15 protein-coding genes, 1 tRNA gene and 1 pseudogene are annotated in these 15,059 nt (G+C 71.2%); 5 read left to right on the forward strand and 12 right to left on the reverse strand.

What is annotated here, in order from left to right; all coding sequences use genetic code 11:
* Positions 1 to 88: 88 nt before the first annotated feature.
* From ACIOGX_RS30900 to ACIOGX_RS30945, 10 genes and pseudogenes are all read right to left on the reverse strand, one after another.
* Positions 89 to 211, reverse strand: coding sequence for a keywimysin-related RiPP (locus ACIOGX_RS30900; protein WP_129768991.1), 123 nt, complete (start codon positions 209 to 211; stop codon positions 89 to 91).
* Positions 212 to 255: 44 nt separating this feature from the next.
* A complete protein-coding gene (locus tag ACIOGX_RS30905; protein WP_240045603.1) occupies positions 256 to 378 on the reverse strand; it encodes a lasso RiPP family leader peptide-containing protein in 123 nt (40 codons plus the stop codon).
* Between the two features lie 79 nt (positions 379 to 457).
* Positions 458 to 850, reverse strand: a pseudogene (locus ACIOGX_RS30910) (lasso peptide biosynthesis B2 protein); the annotation flags it as partial.
* Positions 847 to 1,104 (reverse strand): lasso peptide biosynthesis PqqD family chaperone, encoded by a 258-nt coding sequence (locus ACIOGX_RS30915; protein ID WP_356512160.1) that lies wholly within the window; start codon positions 1,102 to 1,104, stop codon positions 847 to 849. The gene ACIOGX_RS30915 and the pseudogene ACIOGX_RS30910, both read right to left, overlap by 4 nt.
* The gene (locus ACIOGX_RS30920) at positions 1,085 to 2,935 is read right to left on the reverse strand and encodes an asparagine synthase-related protein (RefSeq protein WP_401917913.1); all 1,851 of its coding nucleotides are present in this window, start codon (positions 2,933 to 2,935) and stop codon (positions 1,085 to 1,087) included. The genes ACIOGX_RS30915 and ACIOGX_RS30920 overlap by 20 nt, the downstream gene beginning before the upstream one ends.
* Before the next feature lie 213 nt (positions 2,936 to 3,148).
* Positions 3,149 to 3,355, reverse strand: coding sequence for a hypothetical protein (locus tag ACIOGX_RS30925; protein WP_401917915.1), 207 nt, complete (start codon positions 3,353 to 3,355; stop codon positions 3,149 to 3,151).
* Positions 3,356 to 3,603: 248 nt separating this feature from the next.
* Positions 3,604 to 4,848 carry a cytochrome P450 gene (locus tag ACIOGX_RS30930; RefSeq protein ID WP_401917917.1) on the reverse strand — a complete coding sequence of 415 codons (1,245 nt, stop codon included), beginning with the start codon at positions 4,846 to 4,848 and terminating at the stop codon, positions 3,604 to 3,606.
* 415 nt (positions 4,849 to 5,263) lie between these two features.
* A tRNA-Arg gene (locus tag ACIOGX_RS30935) sits at positions 5,264 to 5,335 on the reverse strand.
* Between the two features lie 157 nt (positions 5,336 to 5,492).
* Positions 5,493 to 6,125: a response regulator gene (locus tag ACIOGX_RS30940; protein ID WP_401917968.1), complete on the reverse strand. Its 633-nt coding sequence runs from the start codon at positions 6,123 to 6,125 to the stop codon at positions 5,493 to 5,495.
* A gap of 117 nt (positions 6,126 to 6,242) precedes the next feature.
* On the reverse strand, positions 6,243 to 7,286 hold the full coding sequence (locus ACIOGX_RS30945; protein ID WP_356512172.1) for a Ku protein: 1,044 nt from the start codon (positions 7,284 to 7,286) through the stop codon (positions 6,243 to 6,245).
* Between the two features lie 50 nt (positions 7,287 to 7,336).
* Here ACIOGX_RS30945 and ligD point away from each other — a divergent pair, with 50 nt between their 5' ends.
* Positions 7,337 to 8,221, forward strand: coding sequence for a non-homologous end-joining DNA ligase (gene ligD / locus ACIOGX_RS30950; protein ID WP_401917919.1), 885 nt, complete (start codon positions 7,337 to 7,339; stop codon positions 8,219 to 8,221).
* Between the two features lie 37 nt (positions 8,222 to 8,258).
* Here the strand turns inward: ligD and ACIOGX_RS30955 are convergent, their stop codons facing one another.
* Entirely contained in the window at positions 8,259 to 9,155 is an 897-nt protein-coding gene (locus ACIOGX_RS30955) for a nuclease-related domain-containing protein (protein ID WP_401917921.1), read from the reverse strand.
* A gap of 269 nt (positions 9,156 to 9,424) precedes the next feature.
* Here ACIOGX_RS30955 and ACIOGX_RS30960 point away from each other — a divergent pair, with 269 nt between their 5' ends.
* From ACIOGX_RS30960 to ACIOGX_RS30975, 4 genes are all read left to right on the forward strand, one after another.
* Positions 9,425 to 9,742, forward strand: a complete 318-nt coding sequence (locus ACIOGX_RS30960; RefSeq protein WP_356512178.1) for a zinc-ribbon domain-containing protein — start codon at positions 9,425 to 9,427, stop codon at positions 9,740 to 9,742.
* Positions 9,743 to 9,850: 108 nt separating this feature from the next.
* Positions 9,851 to 11,248 carry an FtsW/RodA/SpoVE family cell cycle protein gene (locus ACIOGX_RS30965; RefSeq protein WP_383971460.1) on the forward strand — a complete coding sequence of 466 codons (1,398 nt, stop codon included), beginning with the start codon at positions 9,851 to 9,853 and terminating at the stop codon, positions 11,246 to 11,248.
* Between the two features lie 64 nt (positions 11,249 to 11,312).
* Entirely contained in the window at positions 11,313 to 12,770 is a 1,458-nt protein-coding gene (locus tag ACIOGX_RS30970; protein WP_401917924.1) for a penicillin-binding transpeptidase domain-containing protein, read from the forward strand.
* Between the two features lie 81 nt (positions 12,771 to 12,851).
* Positions 12,852 to 14,033, forward strand: a complete 1,182-nt coding sequence (locus tag ACIOGX_RS30975; RefSeq protein ID WP_401917926.1) for an amidase family protein — start codon at positions 12,852 to 12,854, stop codon at positions 14,031 to 14,033.
* Here the strand turns inward: ACIOGX_RS30975 and ACIOGX_RS30980 are convergent.
* A complete protein-coding gene (locus ACIOGX_RS30980; protein WP_383971469.1) occupies positions 13,993 to 14,895 on the reverse strand; it encodes an ADP-ribosylglycohydrolase family protein in 903 nt (300 codons plus the stop codon). The genes ACIOGX_RS30975 and ACIOGX_RS30980 overlap by 41 nt on opposite strands.
* Positions 14,896 to 15,059: the final 164 nt, after the last annotated feature.

The following is a 15,059-nucleotide window of genomic DNA, read 5'->3' on the forward strand; positions in this document are numbered from 1 at the left end:
CCCGTCTCTCTGTCGCCACCAGGTGCGGCGAGGACGCTCGCGCGACCGCTCGCCGCACCTGGTGATCCGTTGACCCGACGACTGGAGATCAGTCGTTCTGGTTCTGGAAGAAGAAGTAGGCCTCGTTCGCTCCGTTACGGAAGAAGCCCGTCTCCTCGGTGAATTCCCCGAGCTCGATGAGCGCGGGAGCCTCGTACATTTCCTTGTCCATGGTGGTCACCTCCCCTCCCCGTTTTCCGGACACGCCGGAGGCGATTACTGCCAGGTGTCGAAGAACCAGGTGATCTCGTCCCCGTTACGGATACCGAAAACCCCGGTCTCCTCGCCGAACGAGCCGAGCTCCATCACGACGGGAGCCTCGTAGCTCTCCTTCTCCATCGTTGTCACCTCCTCTCCGCGGTCCGTATTCCTTTCCTGGCGCGGGCAGTTCGCCAGAAGCCTCGATGGTGATGAGCCGGGTGTAGTAACCGGCTTCCGTGGCCTCGTCGACCATGCGGCCCTCCGCCTCCACCCAGGCGTGCGCGGCGAAGGGGGGCGCTTTGAGCACGCCCACGCACCAGGTCGGCCAGACCGAGCGGGTACGGCACAGCAGGGCCGTGGCGATCGACCGCACGAGACAGGCGCGGGCACCGCAGCAGCGCGGGCTGACGGTGAGGACGGTGTCGCGTGCGCGTCCGGCCTCGGCCACCGTCGCCGGGCGCGCTCCCCGTCGTACCCGTAGGAGTACGGCCCTGATGTGCCGGGGCTGCCGACGGGCGAGGACCCGGGCCACACCGACCACCGCACGGGTGACCAGCCGCTGCCGGAAGGACACCGTCACCGCGTCGGCCGGCAGTACGGGGATGCTCATCGCTTCACCAGCCCGGCGGAACGCAGCGAGACCAGAAGGGTGTCGATGTCCCTCCGCGCTCGCGCCTCGTCGACGTCGTACCGGTCGGTGAGCGCGGTGACCGCCTCGTCGACCGAGGCGCCCTGCGCGAGGGTGGAGAGCACGAGCCCCGCGGAGGAGCTGAGCTGCCAGTAACGGCCGGTGCGTTCGTCGAGTACGACCAGTCCGTATTCGGTCTCGGTCGTGGAGACATGGTCATGCAGCCGCAGGCCCATGAACCGGCTCCTCCCTGTCATGGCGGCGGTCGCCCGCCGGCTGATTCCTGGCGAACACCGCGCAATTGACGGTGGCGTCGAGGAACGCGTCCCGCGTCCCCATGTGCTGTGGCGACTCACCGGTGGCGAGTGCGTCGAAGTCGATGACGCCGCGTGTGGTCAGCGGCGACTGCTCGCAGAGTTCGAGAAGGGTGGGCCAGTGGTCCCGCAGCCCGCGTGCCGCCTGGACACTTCCGCCCATCTTCGAGCCGCGCCGCAGGAATTCATCGGGCAGCAGTCCGCGCATCGCCGCTTTGATCAGCGGCTTGAATTCCATGGGGGAGTCGCGTTCCTCGTGGCGTACGGCGAAACACGCCTCCACCACGCGGTCGTCGAAGAACGGGGCCTCGAAGGGCATTCCGAGAGTGGCCGCGTACTGCTGCGTGCCACGGATGATCCTGCTGCCGTCCCGCACCATGGCCAGCTCGGCGTGGAGCGCCCGGTCGGCGCCGAGCGGTTCGGCCGACGCGGCCAGCTCCCCCAGTCTGGCCAGCAGCGCCGCGGCGGCGTCCCGGCTCAGCCAGCGCGGCAGGGCGACGGGCTGGTCCCACTCCATCCGCAGATCCGATTTCACCTCGCGGACGCGCCGGGCCTCCCGTACGGTCCGCCGTAGCCATGCGCGATAGCTCTCGGAGTCCAGCAGTTCGCGCAGTACGGGAATCAGCGGACGGTCGTCGAGCATCCTGGTGGTTCTGACGCGCCGCAGGGCCGTCAACGGGCGGCGGCGGAACAGCGCGTGGTCCCACACCGGCAGCCCGTGCAGCAGATGGTCGCCACCCAGACCGTTGACGTACGTCGTGGCCCCCCGCGCCTTCGCCGCCTCGACGCTGTAGCGGATGCGGGGCGCGGTCAGATAGGCCTGCGACGGCTCGTCCAGCCGCTCCACGACATCGCCCATGCCTTCGAAGAACTGCGGCATGTCATCGAGACGGCCCACGTCATGCCGGACGTTCGGCATGCTCGGCAGGGCGCGACGCGCCCAGATCAGATCCTCCAGGCCGCCCGGGTCGTCGTTGTACATCGTCGTCGCGACGATCTCGGCCGGCCCCCTCGCCGCGAGACGGCACAGCGGCGTCGAGTCCAGACCGCCGGACAGATCACAGTGCACCGTCCCGCCGACGCCGGTCCTGACGTCCACAGCGGCTTCGAGCGCCCCCCGCAACCGCTCGGCGCCCTCCCGCCTGGACAGCTCGGGCGCGGGCCTTCGCCACCAGACGACCGTACGTACCCGCCGCCCACCGTCCTCGACGAGCAACGCCGACCCGGGCGGTACGGCCTCGACCTCCCGCCACATCGGCTCCTCGGCCAGTGGATGCGGAAGCACCCGCAAGAGCCTGATCGCCAACGCGGTGTCATCGAGGGCGAACCCGCCGAGCCCGGCCAGGACATCCGCCCGGTCGGACACCACACGCACCCCGTCGATCACCGTGTGGAACACGCGCCGCAGCCCGCTCGCGGACCCCTGCACCCGGAGCCGCTCGCCATCGGCGGCCACCAGATGGAAGCTGCCGGCCAGGGAGTGCCCGAGCTCCTCCAGCAGCCGGACACCCCCCGGCCGCCCGAGCTGCCCCCGCAGCCCCTCCTCCGTGGCGGAGGATCCCCCGATGACGGCGACCTGTACGGCCCCTCCCTCCACCACCACCCGCTGCCGCGCCGGCCCGCGAGCCAGCAGCAGCGGCCGGCCCGACGCGTGACGGCAGATCAGCTGAGCATCCGAACCAACCCGCCGGGCCACCCGCTCGCCTCCCGCACAGTCCGGAAGCGCGATGAAGTACCAGCCATCACTGTTCACTTGCCCTCCTGCCGTCCATGTCGCCGTTGTGCCGATGACTTCATGCTGGACGGTGGCTGTGGCAGTGGAGTGGCACTCCCGTGGCAGATCAGTGCCACCCGCCTGACCAGCAAAAACGCCCGCCGCCCGCGACTCGCCGGCAGACGAGTACGGGCAGGCGGGCGTGCGGGTGTGCGGGCGTGCGAGTGGGGAGGGCTGGTCGTCCGGGCCGGGTCAGCTGCCGAGGAGGTCGCCGATGATGTCGCCCAGCTCTCCGAGGCCGTCATCGCTGATGCCGCCCTTGGCGACCCCGGCGGTGCTGTGGGCAGTGGCCGTGCTGTGAGCAGTGGTGGCGCTGTGGGCCGTGGCCGCCGGGGCGGTGATGGTCGCGACACCGAGCAGCGCGACGGCTCCGAGGAGTGCGGTGGTGATACGGCGCATAGGTGATCCCTTTCTCGTTCGGTTCAAAGCGCCGTCAGCATGGCCCAGCCGTTTCCGCATCAAGCGGTCCGCCGCTCGAACGGCAGCCGCCGAAACGTTCTCCCCTCACCCGGAAGGCGGCCACGGCAGCCTGCCCGGCGGAACGCCGGAAATCACGCACGCGCGTGAGAGGCCCTCCGCCGACGGAGACGATCGACACGGACGTCAAGCGGGTCAAGCAGGTCAAGCGCGTCAAGGGGGTGAAGGGGTCAGTCCGCGTCCCAGGCGACCGGCAGCCGGTGCACGCCGTAGATGTTCATGTTGGTCCGCAGCGGCACCTCCTCGGCGGGAACGTCCAGCCGCAGCGTGGGGAACCGGGTGAACAGGGCGGGCAGGGCCACCGCCATCTCGACGCGGGCCAGCTGCTGACCCAGGCACTGGTGGACGCCGTGCCCGAAGCCCAGATGTCCCGTGGCCTTGCGACGCAGGTCGAGGACGTCCGGCTCGGCGAACCGCTCGGGGTCCCGGTTGGCGGCCTCCAGCGAGATGGTGACGCTCTCCCCCGCCTTGATGACCTGGCCGTTCAGCTCGACGTCCTCCAGCGCGGACCTCACGGTGGTGTGGGCGATGGTCAGATAGCGCATCAGCTCCTCGACCGCCTGGGCGGCGAGGTCCGGCTCCGAGCGCAGGGCCTCGGCCTGGGCCGGATTGCTCAGCAGGGCGAACGTCCCGTGGGCGATCATGTTGGCCGTGGTGTCGAGTCCGGCGGCGAGCAGGAAGCCGCCCACGCCCACCAGTTCCTCGTCGGTGAGGTCCGAGTCCCTGGAGAGGTCGCCGAGCAGGTCGTCGGAGGGTTCGGCACGCTTGGCCGCGACCAGCCCCGCCATGTACTCCTGGAGCCCGGCCATCGCGGCGTGCCGTTCCTCGGGACTCACATCCATGTTCGTCAGCGTGTGGGCGTAGTTCTGGAAGCGCTCGTGGTCGGCGTAGGGCACACCGAGGAGCTCGCAGATCACCAGCGCGGGAATGGGCTGCGCGAACGCCACGACCAGGTCCGTACCGGGCCCCTGACGCTCCAGTGCGTCCAGGTGCTCCATGGTGATCTGCTCGACCCGCTCGGCGAGTTGACGCATCCGGCGGACCGTGAACCTGCCCATGAGCAGCCGCCGGAGGCGGGTGTGCTCGGGCGCGTCCATGCCGATCATGTCCCCGACGGGGGCGGGCGGCAGCGGCCCCTCGGGCCCACCGGGGAATGGGTAGTGGATCAGCTCGTACCGCGAGCTGAAGCGGGGGTCGGCCATGATCTCGCGAACCGTGGAGTAGCCGGTGGCGAGCCGGCCGACGTGCCCGTCGGGGTACGTCATCGTCCCGAGGGGCCTCGCCTCGCGCAGTCGCGCCAGTCCGGCCGGGGGGTCGAAGGGGCAGCTGGCGGAGCGCCCCGTGGGAAGCCCCTCGGGTGCGCTTGCCTCGGCGGTCTTCATGGCCTCGGGTCGGGTTGACGGTTCGTGCTGCATGGTGTCCTCCGTGGAGAGCGACGCGCGCTGAACTGCGCGATGCGGCCGGGTGAGGTGAACTGTCACGCGCGGTGAATCTGTCACGATCCGGCGTGACCTGTCGTTCCATCGGAGCGAAGTGGCTTGTGGGCAGCGGCACTCATCGCTTGACGGCGCGGCCGAAGACGAACCGCGCCCAGACGGTCCCGGCCAGACGTATCCGGCCAGGGACGGCCATGTCGCGGCCGTCGGGATGCTGCCGGGCGCGACGTGGTCGATGTACCCGCCGCCCCACCCCGCCCGGGGCCGATCCCAACGCCATGACAGCGTGATCACTGGCAAACGCCTGCGTTCGGCGCATACGGCTGCGCATACGCGAAGACCCCGGCCTCAGCGTTTCCGCTGGTGACGGGGTCTTGGACACACTTGCACAGTGTGCCCCCGGCAGGATTCGAACCTGCGCACACGGCTCCGGAGGCCGTTGCTCTATCCCCTGAGCTACGGGGGCGCTTCGCTGTGGTGCTTGGCGACGAAGGAAACCCTACCAGCTTCGGCGGGGTGGCCGTGAACAGGTATTTCCAGGTCGGGTGGGGCGGGGGCAGGGGGGCAGGGGCGGGGCGGGGGCAGAGGCAGGTGTGGGGCAGCGGCGGGGCCGGGAGACGGGGTCAGGCGCGGAGGTAGGTGAGGACCGCCAAGACGCGGCGGTGGGTGTCGTCCGCCGGGGGGAGGTCCAGTTTGGCGAGGATGCTGCCGATGTGTTTGCCCACGGCCGCCTCGGAGACGACGAGTTGGCGGGCTGTCGCCGCGTTGGACTTGCCCTCGGCGACCAGGGCCAGGACCTCGCGTTCGCGGGGGGTCAGGCGTTCCAGGGGGTCTCTGCGGCGGCGGAGCAGGTGGCGGACCACTTCCGGGTCGACGACCGTGCCGCCGGAGGCCACGGACTGGAGGGCGGCCTCGAAGTCCTCCACCTGGCCCACGCGGTCCTTGAGGAGGTAGCCGACACCGGAGCCGTCGCCCGTGTCGAGGAGTTCGGCCGCGTAGGTGCGCTGGACGTACTGGCTGAGGACGAGCACGGGAAGGGACGGCTGGCGCTCGCGGAGGCGGACGGCCGCGTGGAGGCCCTCGTCCTGGAAGTCCGGGGGCATCCGTACGTCGGTGACCACGATGTCCGGGGCGTGCTCCGCCACCGCCGTCAGCAGGGCGGGCGCGTCGCCCACCGCCGCGGCGACCTGGTGGCCGAAGCGGTCCAGCAGGGCGATCAGGCCTTCTCGGAGCAGCACGCTGTCCTCGGCCAGCACGATACGCAGCGTTCGGTCCACTCCCGCAGTGTGCCATCCGGGGTGAGGGCGCCGTCGGGGACACCGCCCGGCCCGGGGTCACCGCCTGGCCCGGGGACACCGCTCAGGGGACACCGCTCAGGCCGAGGCGCGCTTCCGGGCTCCGGAGGCCGTCTTCGAGGCCGTCTTCGAGGCGGCCTTCGAGGCCGTCTTCTTCGCCGACTTGGCCGCCGTCTTCGAGGTCTTCGCCGTCTTGGACGTCGTCTTCGCCGCGGTTTTCGCGGTGGTGCCCGACGCCGGCTCGGACGCGGTCTTCTTCGCCGCCGCCGTCTTCTTCGCCGGCGCCCTCTTCGCCGTCTTCTTCGCCGGAAGTTGCGTCACCTCCGCCACCTCGTCGCCCTCGGCCCGGCCCTCCTTCGCCGCCCGCACGCTGTTCTCCAGCGCCGCCATCAGGTCGAGGACCTTCCCTCCCCCGCCCGCCGCCGGCTCGCGTTCCGGTACCGGCCCGCCCTCCGCCTTGGCCGCGATCATTTCCTCGACCGCCTCCCGGTAGTCGTCGTGCAGCGAGTCCAGGTCGACGGAGCCGAGTGTGTCCATCAGGGCGTCGGCCAGGTCGAGTTCGGCCTCCCGTACGGTGACGTCCGTCTCCGGCGCGACGCCCTCCGGGGCGCGGATCTCGTCCGGCCAGAGCAGGCCGTGCATCGCGATCACGTCGTCGACCACCCGCAGCATCCCGAGCCGCTCCCGCCCCCGCAGGGCGAACTTGGCGACGGCCACCTTCTGGCTGCGCTTCAGCGCCTCACGCAGCAGGGTGTACGGCTTGGCCGCGGGCACGCCGGCGGCGGAGAGGTAGTACGCCGTGTCCATCTGGAGCGGATCGATCGAGTCCGCCGGTACGAACGCGACGATCTCGATCGTCTTCGCCGTCGGCAGCGGCAGCGCGGCCAGATCGTCGTCGGTGATCGGGATCATGGACCCGTCCCCGTCCTCGTACGCCTTGCCGATCTCCGGCGTCGACACCTCCTCGCCGTCCAGTTCGCAGACTTTCCGGTAGCGGATACGGCCGCCGTCCGCCTTGTGGATCTGCCGGAAGGAGATCGAGTGGTTCTCGGTGGCGTTGACGAGTTTGATCGGGATGCTGACCAGCCCGAAGGATATCGCGCCGTTCCATATGGATCGCACGTTCCATCCCTTTCATCTGAGATTCACGAAATATATGGGATTCTCATCGTATGACGCCGATCACAGAGGTGGAGGGGCGACGCCTGGCGCTCAGCAACCTGGACAAGGTCCTGTACACCGCCACCGGCACCACCAAGGGCGAGGTCCTGCACTACTACGCCCGTGCGGCGGCCCCTCTGCTGGCCCATCTCGCCGACCGCCCCGTCTCCTTCCTCCGCTATCCGGACGGGCCCGACGGGCAGCTCTTCTTCACCAAGAACCCACCGCCCGGTACGCCCGACTGGGTACGGATCGCCGAGGTGCCCAGACGGACGGCCGACACCGGCCGGCAGGTGGTGGTCGAGGACCTGGCATCGCTGATGTGGGCGGCGAACCTGGTCGTGGAGTTCCATACGCACCAGTGGCGCGCGGACGCACCCGAGCACGCCGACAGGCTCATCCTCGACCTGGACCCCGGGGCGCCCGCCACCGCCGTGGAGTGCTGCACGGTGGCACTCTGGCTGCGCGAGCGGCTGGGTACGGACGGGCTGGAGGCATACGTGAAGACCTCGGGGTCGAAGGGCCTGCACCTCCTCGTACCGCTGGAGCGCGCCCCGTCCGCCGAGGTCTCGGCGTACGCGAAGGGGCTGGCCGTCGAGGCGGAGGCGGCGATGCCGGAGCTGGTGGTGCACCGGATGCGGCGCTCGCTGCGGCCCGGGAAGGTCTTCGTCGACCACAGCCAGAACGCCGCCGCGAAGACCACCGCGGCGCCCTACACGCTGCGCGCCAGAGCGGAGCCGACCGTCTCCACCCCCCTGACCTGGGGGGAGGTCGCGGGCTGTACGGACGCCGGGCAGCTGGTCTTCCGGCTGGGGGACATCGAGGGGCGGCTGGAGCGGTACGGAGACCTCCTCGGCCCGCTAACCGACCCCGCCAGCGCCGCGCCGCTGCCCTGAGCCGGGCGGGCGGACGGCGCTGCTTCGGAGACACGCCCTAGACGCGCAGCCAGCTGTGGCGGTCCCGCGCCGTCGCGTACAGGGACTCGATGTCCGCCGGTTTCAGTACGCCCCCGAGCGACGCCAGGGACGCCAGCTCGGTGTCGCGCAGGATCCGTACGTCCGCCGGCGCCGGCAGGGCGTCCAGGCGTCCGGGCTCGACCACGGCCAGTACGGGGCGTACGTCGGCCGCCAGGGCGCGCGAGGCGCGTTCCGCGGCGCGGCGGGCCCAGCGGAGATGGGGCGCGGGCGCGGCGCGCCCCACGCGGACCAGCGGGTCGTCGACACCGACCCGGCGCTTCCGGGCCGGGAGCGTCCGTACGGCCAGGACACCGGCCGGGCCGATCGCCAGATGGTCGATGCGGGCGGCGCCGGGGAGCGGTATCGAGTGCAGCACCCGCCAGCCCGCGCCCTCCAGCCCGTCGAGCCGGTCACCGACGGTCTCCTGGGCCAGCAGTTCCGCCTGCCGGGGGTCCTGATGCCATCGGCGCCACAAGGGAGACGAGGGAGAGGAGAGGAAGGAGGGGGACGAGGAAGACCCTGAGAACCCCGAGGACCCTGAGGACCGGGCAGCGCCTCCGGTCCACGGCGCGTCCAGCTCCGCCAATTCCGCGTGGAGCGCCTCGCCCGGACGGTTCGGAGCCAGGTCGTCATCGGGGTGGAGCGAGAGCCGGTCGAGATCCGCCGGCGTCGGCACTCGCGGTGGCCCTACGGTCACCTCGCCGGTGAGATACGGCGCCAGAGCGGACAGCACCTCGTCGCGCCCCGCCCCGGAGAGCACACTCACCCGGCCGGTGTCCTTGTCGTACCAGGCGACGGTCGTACCGTCCCTGAGGCTGACGTACAGCCGGTCCCGGCCCTGCCCGCGCGTCGGCGTGACGCGTAATCGGCTCATGCCCCACCACCCCCACGACCATGGGAACAGCACCTGGGCCACGGGGGCAAGAGCCTTCGGCCGCGGCAGCCTCACGGTCGCGACCCTCCGGCCCCGGCGGGCCTCTCCGACCATTCCGTCCCGTAGCGCGGGCCAGAATTCACCCCCGTGCGGCAGACTCTTCTCAGTACGCGAGTACGCGAGTACGCGAGCACGCGAGCACGCGCCCCCTCAGTACGCGAGTACGCGCCCCCTCGGCACGCGCCGATCCTCCCTAAGGAAACCCACTCATGATCATCTTCGGCACCAAGGGCTACCTCTACCAACTGGCGATACTGACGCTGGTCTGCGGCCAGTGCGGCAACCCGTCGGCGCACACGCTCCGCAAGCGCGTCAGCAAATTCACGCTGTTCTTCGTGCCGCTGTTCCCGTTCTCCACCAAATTCGCGACCCAGTGCACGTTCTGCGGCGCGGAGCGGCAGGTGACCAAGGAGCAGGCCGACCAGCTCATGGCCCAGGGCACCGGCCAGGCGGGCGGACAGGGGTACGGGCAGGGCGGCGGCCAGCCGTACGGGCAGCCGCAGCAGCAGAATCCCTACCAGCGCTGAGCTAGAGGGAGAACGAGAACGGGCAGGGAGCCCGCCTGAGGAGTCCGGCATGCCTTACGTCCCTACATAAACGGACATAAGGCACGTCACCTTGCTACGTTTCGACGCATGACCGCAACGACGGCGGACGCTCCCCCACCCGCGATTCGCCGCCCCAAGCGCCGGGGAGTCGAACTCTCCCTCCTCGTCTGCGCCGTCCTCATCTCCGTCTTCGGCTACATCGCCGTCGGCCTCGGCAGGAACCACGCCGTACCGCCCGACGCGGCCGGATACGGCGCCGGTCTGGGCATGCTCGCCCTCCTCGCGCATATCGCCGTCCGGCTGCGCGCACCGTACGCGGATCCCCTGCTGCTGCCCATCGCGGTGCTGCTCAACGGCCTCGGTCTGGTACTGATCTACCGCCTCGACCTGGAGACCCCGGGCGACAAGGCCGCGCCCACCCAGCTGGTCTGGTCCACGCTCGGTGTCACGCTGTTCATCGTCGTCGTCGTGTTCCTGGTCGACCACCGGGTGCTTCAGCGGTACGCCTATCTGTCGGTCGCCACCGCGCTGGTGCTGATGATCGTGCCGATCTTCTTCCCCGCCGTGAACGGGGCCAAGATCTGGATCCGGATCGACGGACTGTCCTTCCAGCCCGGCGAGTTCGCCAAGATCCTGCTGGCGGTCTTCTTCGCCGCGTATCTCGCCGCCAACCGCAACGCCCTCGCCTACACCGGCCGCAAGGTCTGGCGGCTCCAACTGCCCACCGGCCGGGTGCTCGGCCCGATCGTGGCGATCTGGCTGCTCAGCGTCTTCGTCCTCGTCATCGAACGGGATCTGGGGACATCGCTGCTCTTCTTCGGGCTCTTCGTGATCCTGCTCTACGTCGCGACCGGGCGCACCGGCTGGATCGCCGTCGGGCTGCTGCTCGCCGCGCTCGGGGCGTTCGCCGTCGGTTCGCTGGAGCCGCATGTCCACAGCCGGGTACAGGACTGGCTCGACCCGTACGCCTCCATCGCCGCCGGCCGCGGGCCCGGCCAGCTCGCGCAGTCGCTCTTCGCCTTCGCCGCGGGAGGGATGCTCGGCACCGGACTCGGGCTCGGCCGGTCCATCCTGATCGGTTTCGCCGCCAAGTCCGACTTCATCCTGGCCACGGCGGGCGAGGAACTGGGCCTGGTCGGCCTGACCGCTCTCTTCCTGCTGTACGCCCTGCTGGTCGCCCGCGGCTACCGCACCGCCCTCGCCGTGCTCGACCCCTTCGGCCGGCTGCTCGCCGTCGGCCTCTCCGCGATCCTCGCCCTCCAGGTCTTCGTCATCGCGGGCGGGGTGACGGGGCTCATCCCGCTGACCGGCATGGCGATGCCCTTCCTCGCCCAGGGCGGCTCGTCCGTCGTCACCAACTGGGTGATGGTCGCGCTGCTCATCCGGCTGAGCGACTCGGCCCGCAGCCCGCGCCCGGAGAACGCGGAGCCGGGTGTCATCGCGCCGGCCGAGGAGAACGGGAACGCCTGGAGGAACCAGTGGTGACCCGGCACAAGCGACAGGAAGAGCCACACCGACAGGGAGAGTACTACCGACAAGGAGAGCAACGGTGACTCGCTATATCCGACGGACCGCCGCCTTCTGTCTCCTCCTCCTGCTCGCCCTGCTGGTCAACGCGGCCAGAATCCAGGTCATCGAGGCGCACTCCCTCGATCACAACCCCGCCAACCGCCGGGACACCGTGGCCCGTTACTCGCAGCCGCGCGGCACCATCCTCATCGGCGGCCGAGCGGTCACCGGCTCCCGGGACAGCGGACAGCAGCTGCGTTACGAACGCACCTATACGCGGGGCCCGCTGTACGCGCCCGTCACCGGCTACGCCTCCCAGACATACGGCACGACACTGCTGGAGAACGCCGAGGACGGCATCCTCTCCGGTACGGACCCGATGCTCGCCCCGTTCCCCTTCTGGAACGAGATCACCCGCGGCCGGCGCCCCGGCGGGCACGTCGCCACCACGATCAAGGCGTCCATGCAGCGGGCCGCGTACGACGGACTGGCCGGCAGACGTGGCGCGGTCGCGGCCATCGAGCCGTTCAGCGGCAGGATCCTGGCGCTGGTCAGCAGTCCGTCGTACGACCCCGGGCAGCTGTCGGGCACCGGCGGGGCCGTCGACGACGCCTGGGCGCGGCTGACCGGCGCGGACGCGCAGCCGCTGCTCAACCGGGCCATCCGGCAGACGTATCCGCCCGGTTCCGCCTTCAAGATCGTGACGGCGGCGGCGACGCTGGACTCCGGGACCGTCACCGATGTCGACGCCCCCACGGACATCCCCGAGCCGTATGTCCTGCCGGGCACACGGACCGAACTGCCCAACGAGGCCGACGGGTGCGACAAAGAGTCACTGGACTACGCGATCAGATGGTCCTGCAACACGGTGCTGGCCGGGCTCGGGGTGAAGACCGGGCTGTCCGCGATGGTGGGGACGGCGGAGAAGTTCGGCTTCAACGACACCGGCATCACGATCCCTTCGGGGGTCGCCGCGTCCCGCTTCGACACCCGCATGAGCGACGATCAGCTGGCGCTGTCGTCGATCGGGCAGTTCGACACGCGGGCCACTCCGCTCCAGATGGCGATGGTCGCGTCGGCGGTCGCGAACGGCGGAGAGCTGAAGTACCCCTTCCTGGTGGACCGGACCACGGACGCGGACGGCGACATCGTCTCCCGTACCGGCGAGCGCTCCTACCGGCGTGCGATGGAACCCGCCACGGCGCAGTCGCTGCGGCGGATGATGATCGGGGTCGTGGAGGACGGGACGGGGGCGAACGCGGCGATCGACGGGGCGACGGTCGGCGGGAAGACGGGGACGGCGCAGCACGGGGTGGACAACGCCGGTACGCCGTACGCCTGGTTCATCGCCTGGGCGCAGGCGGGCAATTCGAGCAGACCGGCGGTCGCGGTGGCGGTGGTCGTGGAGTCCGCGGAGGCGAAGCGGTCGGACATCAGCGGCGGCGGCGACGCGGCGCCGATCGCGCGGGCGGTGATGCGGGAGGCGCTGCGAGACTAGGGCCTGTTGCGAAAGCAGCGCCGTCCGGTGAGGGAACGGCCGGGGGAATGGCCGGGGAAATCGCCGGGGAATGGCTGGGGGATGTCTGTGGTGGACGGGGTCGCGGAGGCGCTGGCGCGGATCGAACGGCTCGATCCCTCTCTGTGCGCCTTCATCGAGGTATGGGACGCGGAAGCCAGGGAACGGGCGCGGACGGTGGACCGCCGACTGCCGCTCGCGGGGCTGCCGTTCGCGGTGAAGGGACCGTCCGGCCTCCGGTCGTACGCGGCGGGGCGGCTGATCGCGGCGGGTGCGGTGCCGGTGGGGTCGACGGCGGTGCCGGGGCCCGGCACGTACTGGCAGACCTGGGGGCAGGGCAGGCACGGCCGTACGGTCAACCCGTACCGCGCGGACCGCACCCCCGGCGGGTCCTCCGCCGGGTCGGCGGTGGCGGTCGCGGCGGGCATGGTGCCGCTGGCGACCGGCAGCGACGGCGCGGGTTCCGTCCGGATCCCGGCGGCCTGGTGCGGGGTGTTCGGGCTCAAGACGACCAACGGACTGCTGCCGTCCCCGGACCGTACCGGCCTGGCCTCGGCGGGGGTGCTGGCCCGTTCGGCGGCGGAGGCGCGGGCGTATCTGCGGTGTGTGGTGGGCGGTGACGAGGCGCCGCCGCCCGCCTTCCCGGTGCCCGCCGTCTTCTCCCCCGACCTGGGGTACGCGCGGCCGGACCCGGAAGTGGCGGCGGTGGTACGCGCGGCGGTGGACCGGCTGGTGGCGGCGGGGGTCGTACGCCTCGTGCCGGCGCGGCGGCCGTTCACGCTGCTGGATCCGCGCGAGGCCTGGACGGCGATACGGGGAGGCGGCGGCCCGGAGAAGGCGGCGGGGGTGCGGGCGGAGAACGACCGGCGGCTCGACGCGCTCTTCGCCCGTACGCCGCTGCTGCTCACCCCGGTCACCCCCAACAGGCCGCATGGGCACGAAGGTCCGGGCGAGCTGTACTCCACCGCTCTGACCTGGGCGTTCAATCTGAGCGGGCATCCCGCGGCGAGCATTCCGGCCGGTTTCACGGCGGACGGATGTCCGGTGGGGCTGCAACTGGTGGCGGCGCGCGGGGCGGACGTCTCGCTCGCCGACATCGCCCTCGCGGCGCCTGCCTTCCCCGCCCCCGCCCCTGCCCCGCCCCCTCCTCTCTCTGGCTCCGCCCCCGCTCCCGCCCCCGCGCCTGCCCCTGCTCGTCAGCCGCCTATGTCGTCAGCGCCTCCCGGCGCTCGCGCCACGCCGTAGGGACCGAGCCCGTTCCGGTGCGGGCGGCGACGATGCCCGCCGTGATCGCACAGGTCGTGTCGACGTCGCCGAAGCCCTCCGCCGTCGACCAGAGCGCGGCGGCCAGATCGTCGCGGTGCCGGGCCGCCGTCCATACCGCGAACGGCACGGTGTCGTCGGCGCGGATCCGCTGGCCGTTGCCGAGCAGATCCGCCGCCTTCCAGGGCTCGGTGGTGAAGGACAGCTCCGCCGCCCGCGCCAGGCCGTCCCGTACCGGGCCCTCGGGCGTGGCCTCCGCCACCGCCGCCACGGAAAGCTCGGACCGTACCGACAGCGCCGCCGCCGTCGCGACCGCCACCGCGCCCGCTATGCCCTGCGGGTGCGCGTGGGTCACCTCGGCCGACAGCACGGCCTGTTCGGCCACGCGGTCCAGGTCGGCCGCGAACCAGGCGCCGAGCGGCGCCACCCGCATCGCCGCGCCGTTGCCCAGGCTGCCGCCCTCGAACAGGCCGGGGGCCAGGGTGCGCCAGTTCGCGGGCTCCGCCAGCAGGGCCGGCAGCAGCATGTGCATACCGTGCCCGTAGCCCCGGGCCGGATCGGCGTCGTACGTGAGGGCGAAGCAGAGCGCGAGCCGGTCCTGGTCGATGGCGCCGCGTTCGTCGAGGACGCGTTGGACGGCGAGGGCCATCGCGGTGTCGTCCGTCCAGTGCCACTCCAGCTCCGGCGGGGTGATCCTGGCCCTGATCTCCGCGTACGCGCGCTGACGTTCGCGGAAGAGAGGGAACCAGCGTTCGCCGAAGGCGTCGCCCAGAGCGAGTCCTTCGAGGCTGCGGCGGGCGGCTGCGCGGTCGGCACCGGGGTGTGGGGCGGTCATACGCGCCATCGTGCCGTGCAGCGCGGTGTTACGCGGGGGATTCGGGCGTATATCCGCCATGAGCATGCCGCGGTCGGCCGCCGAGGGACCCATCCGTTGGTAGACGTGATGTCAACAAGTCGCGCGCAAGGGATTGACGCCCTTGTTGACGAGCGGTCTCATAAGGGGTGACC

The organism is Streptomyces sp. NPDC088147 (assembly GCF_044741565.1).
GTDB lineage: Bacteria > Actinomycetota > Actinomycetes > Streptomycetales > Streptomycetaceae > Streptomyces.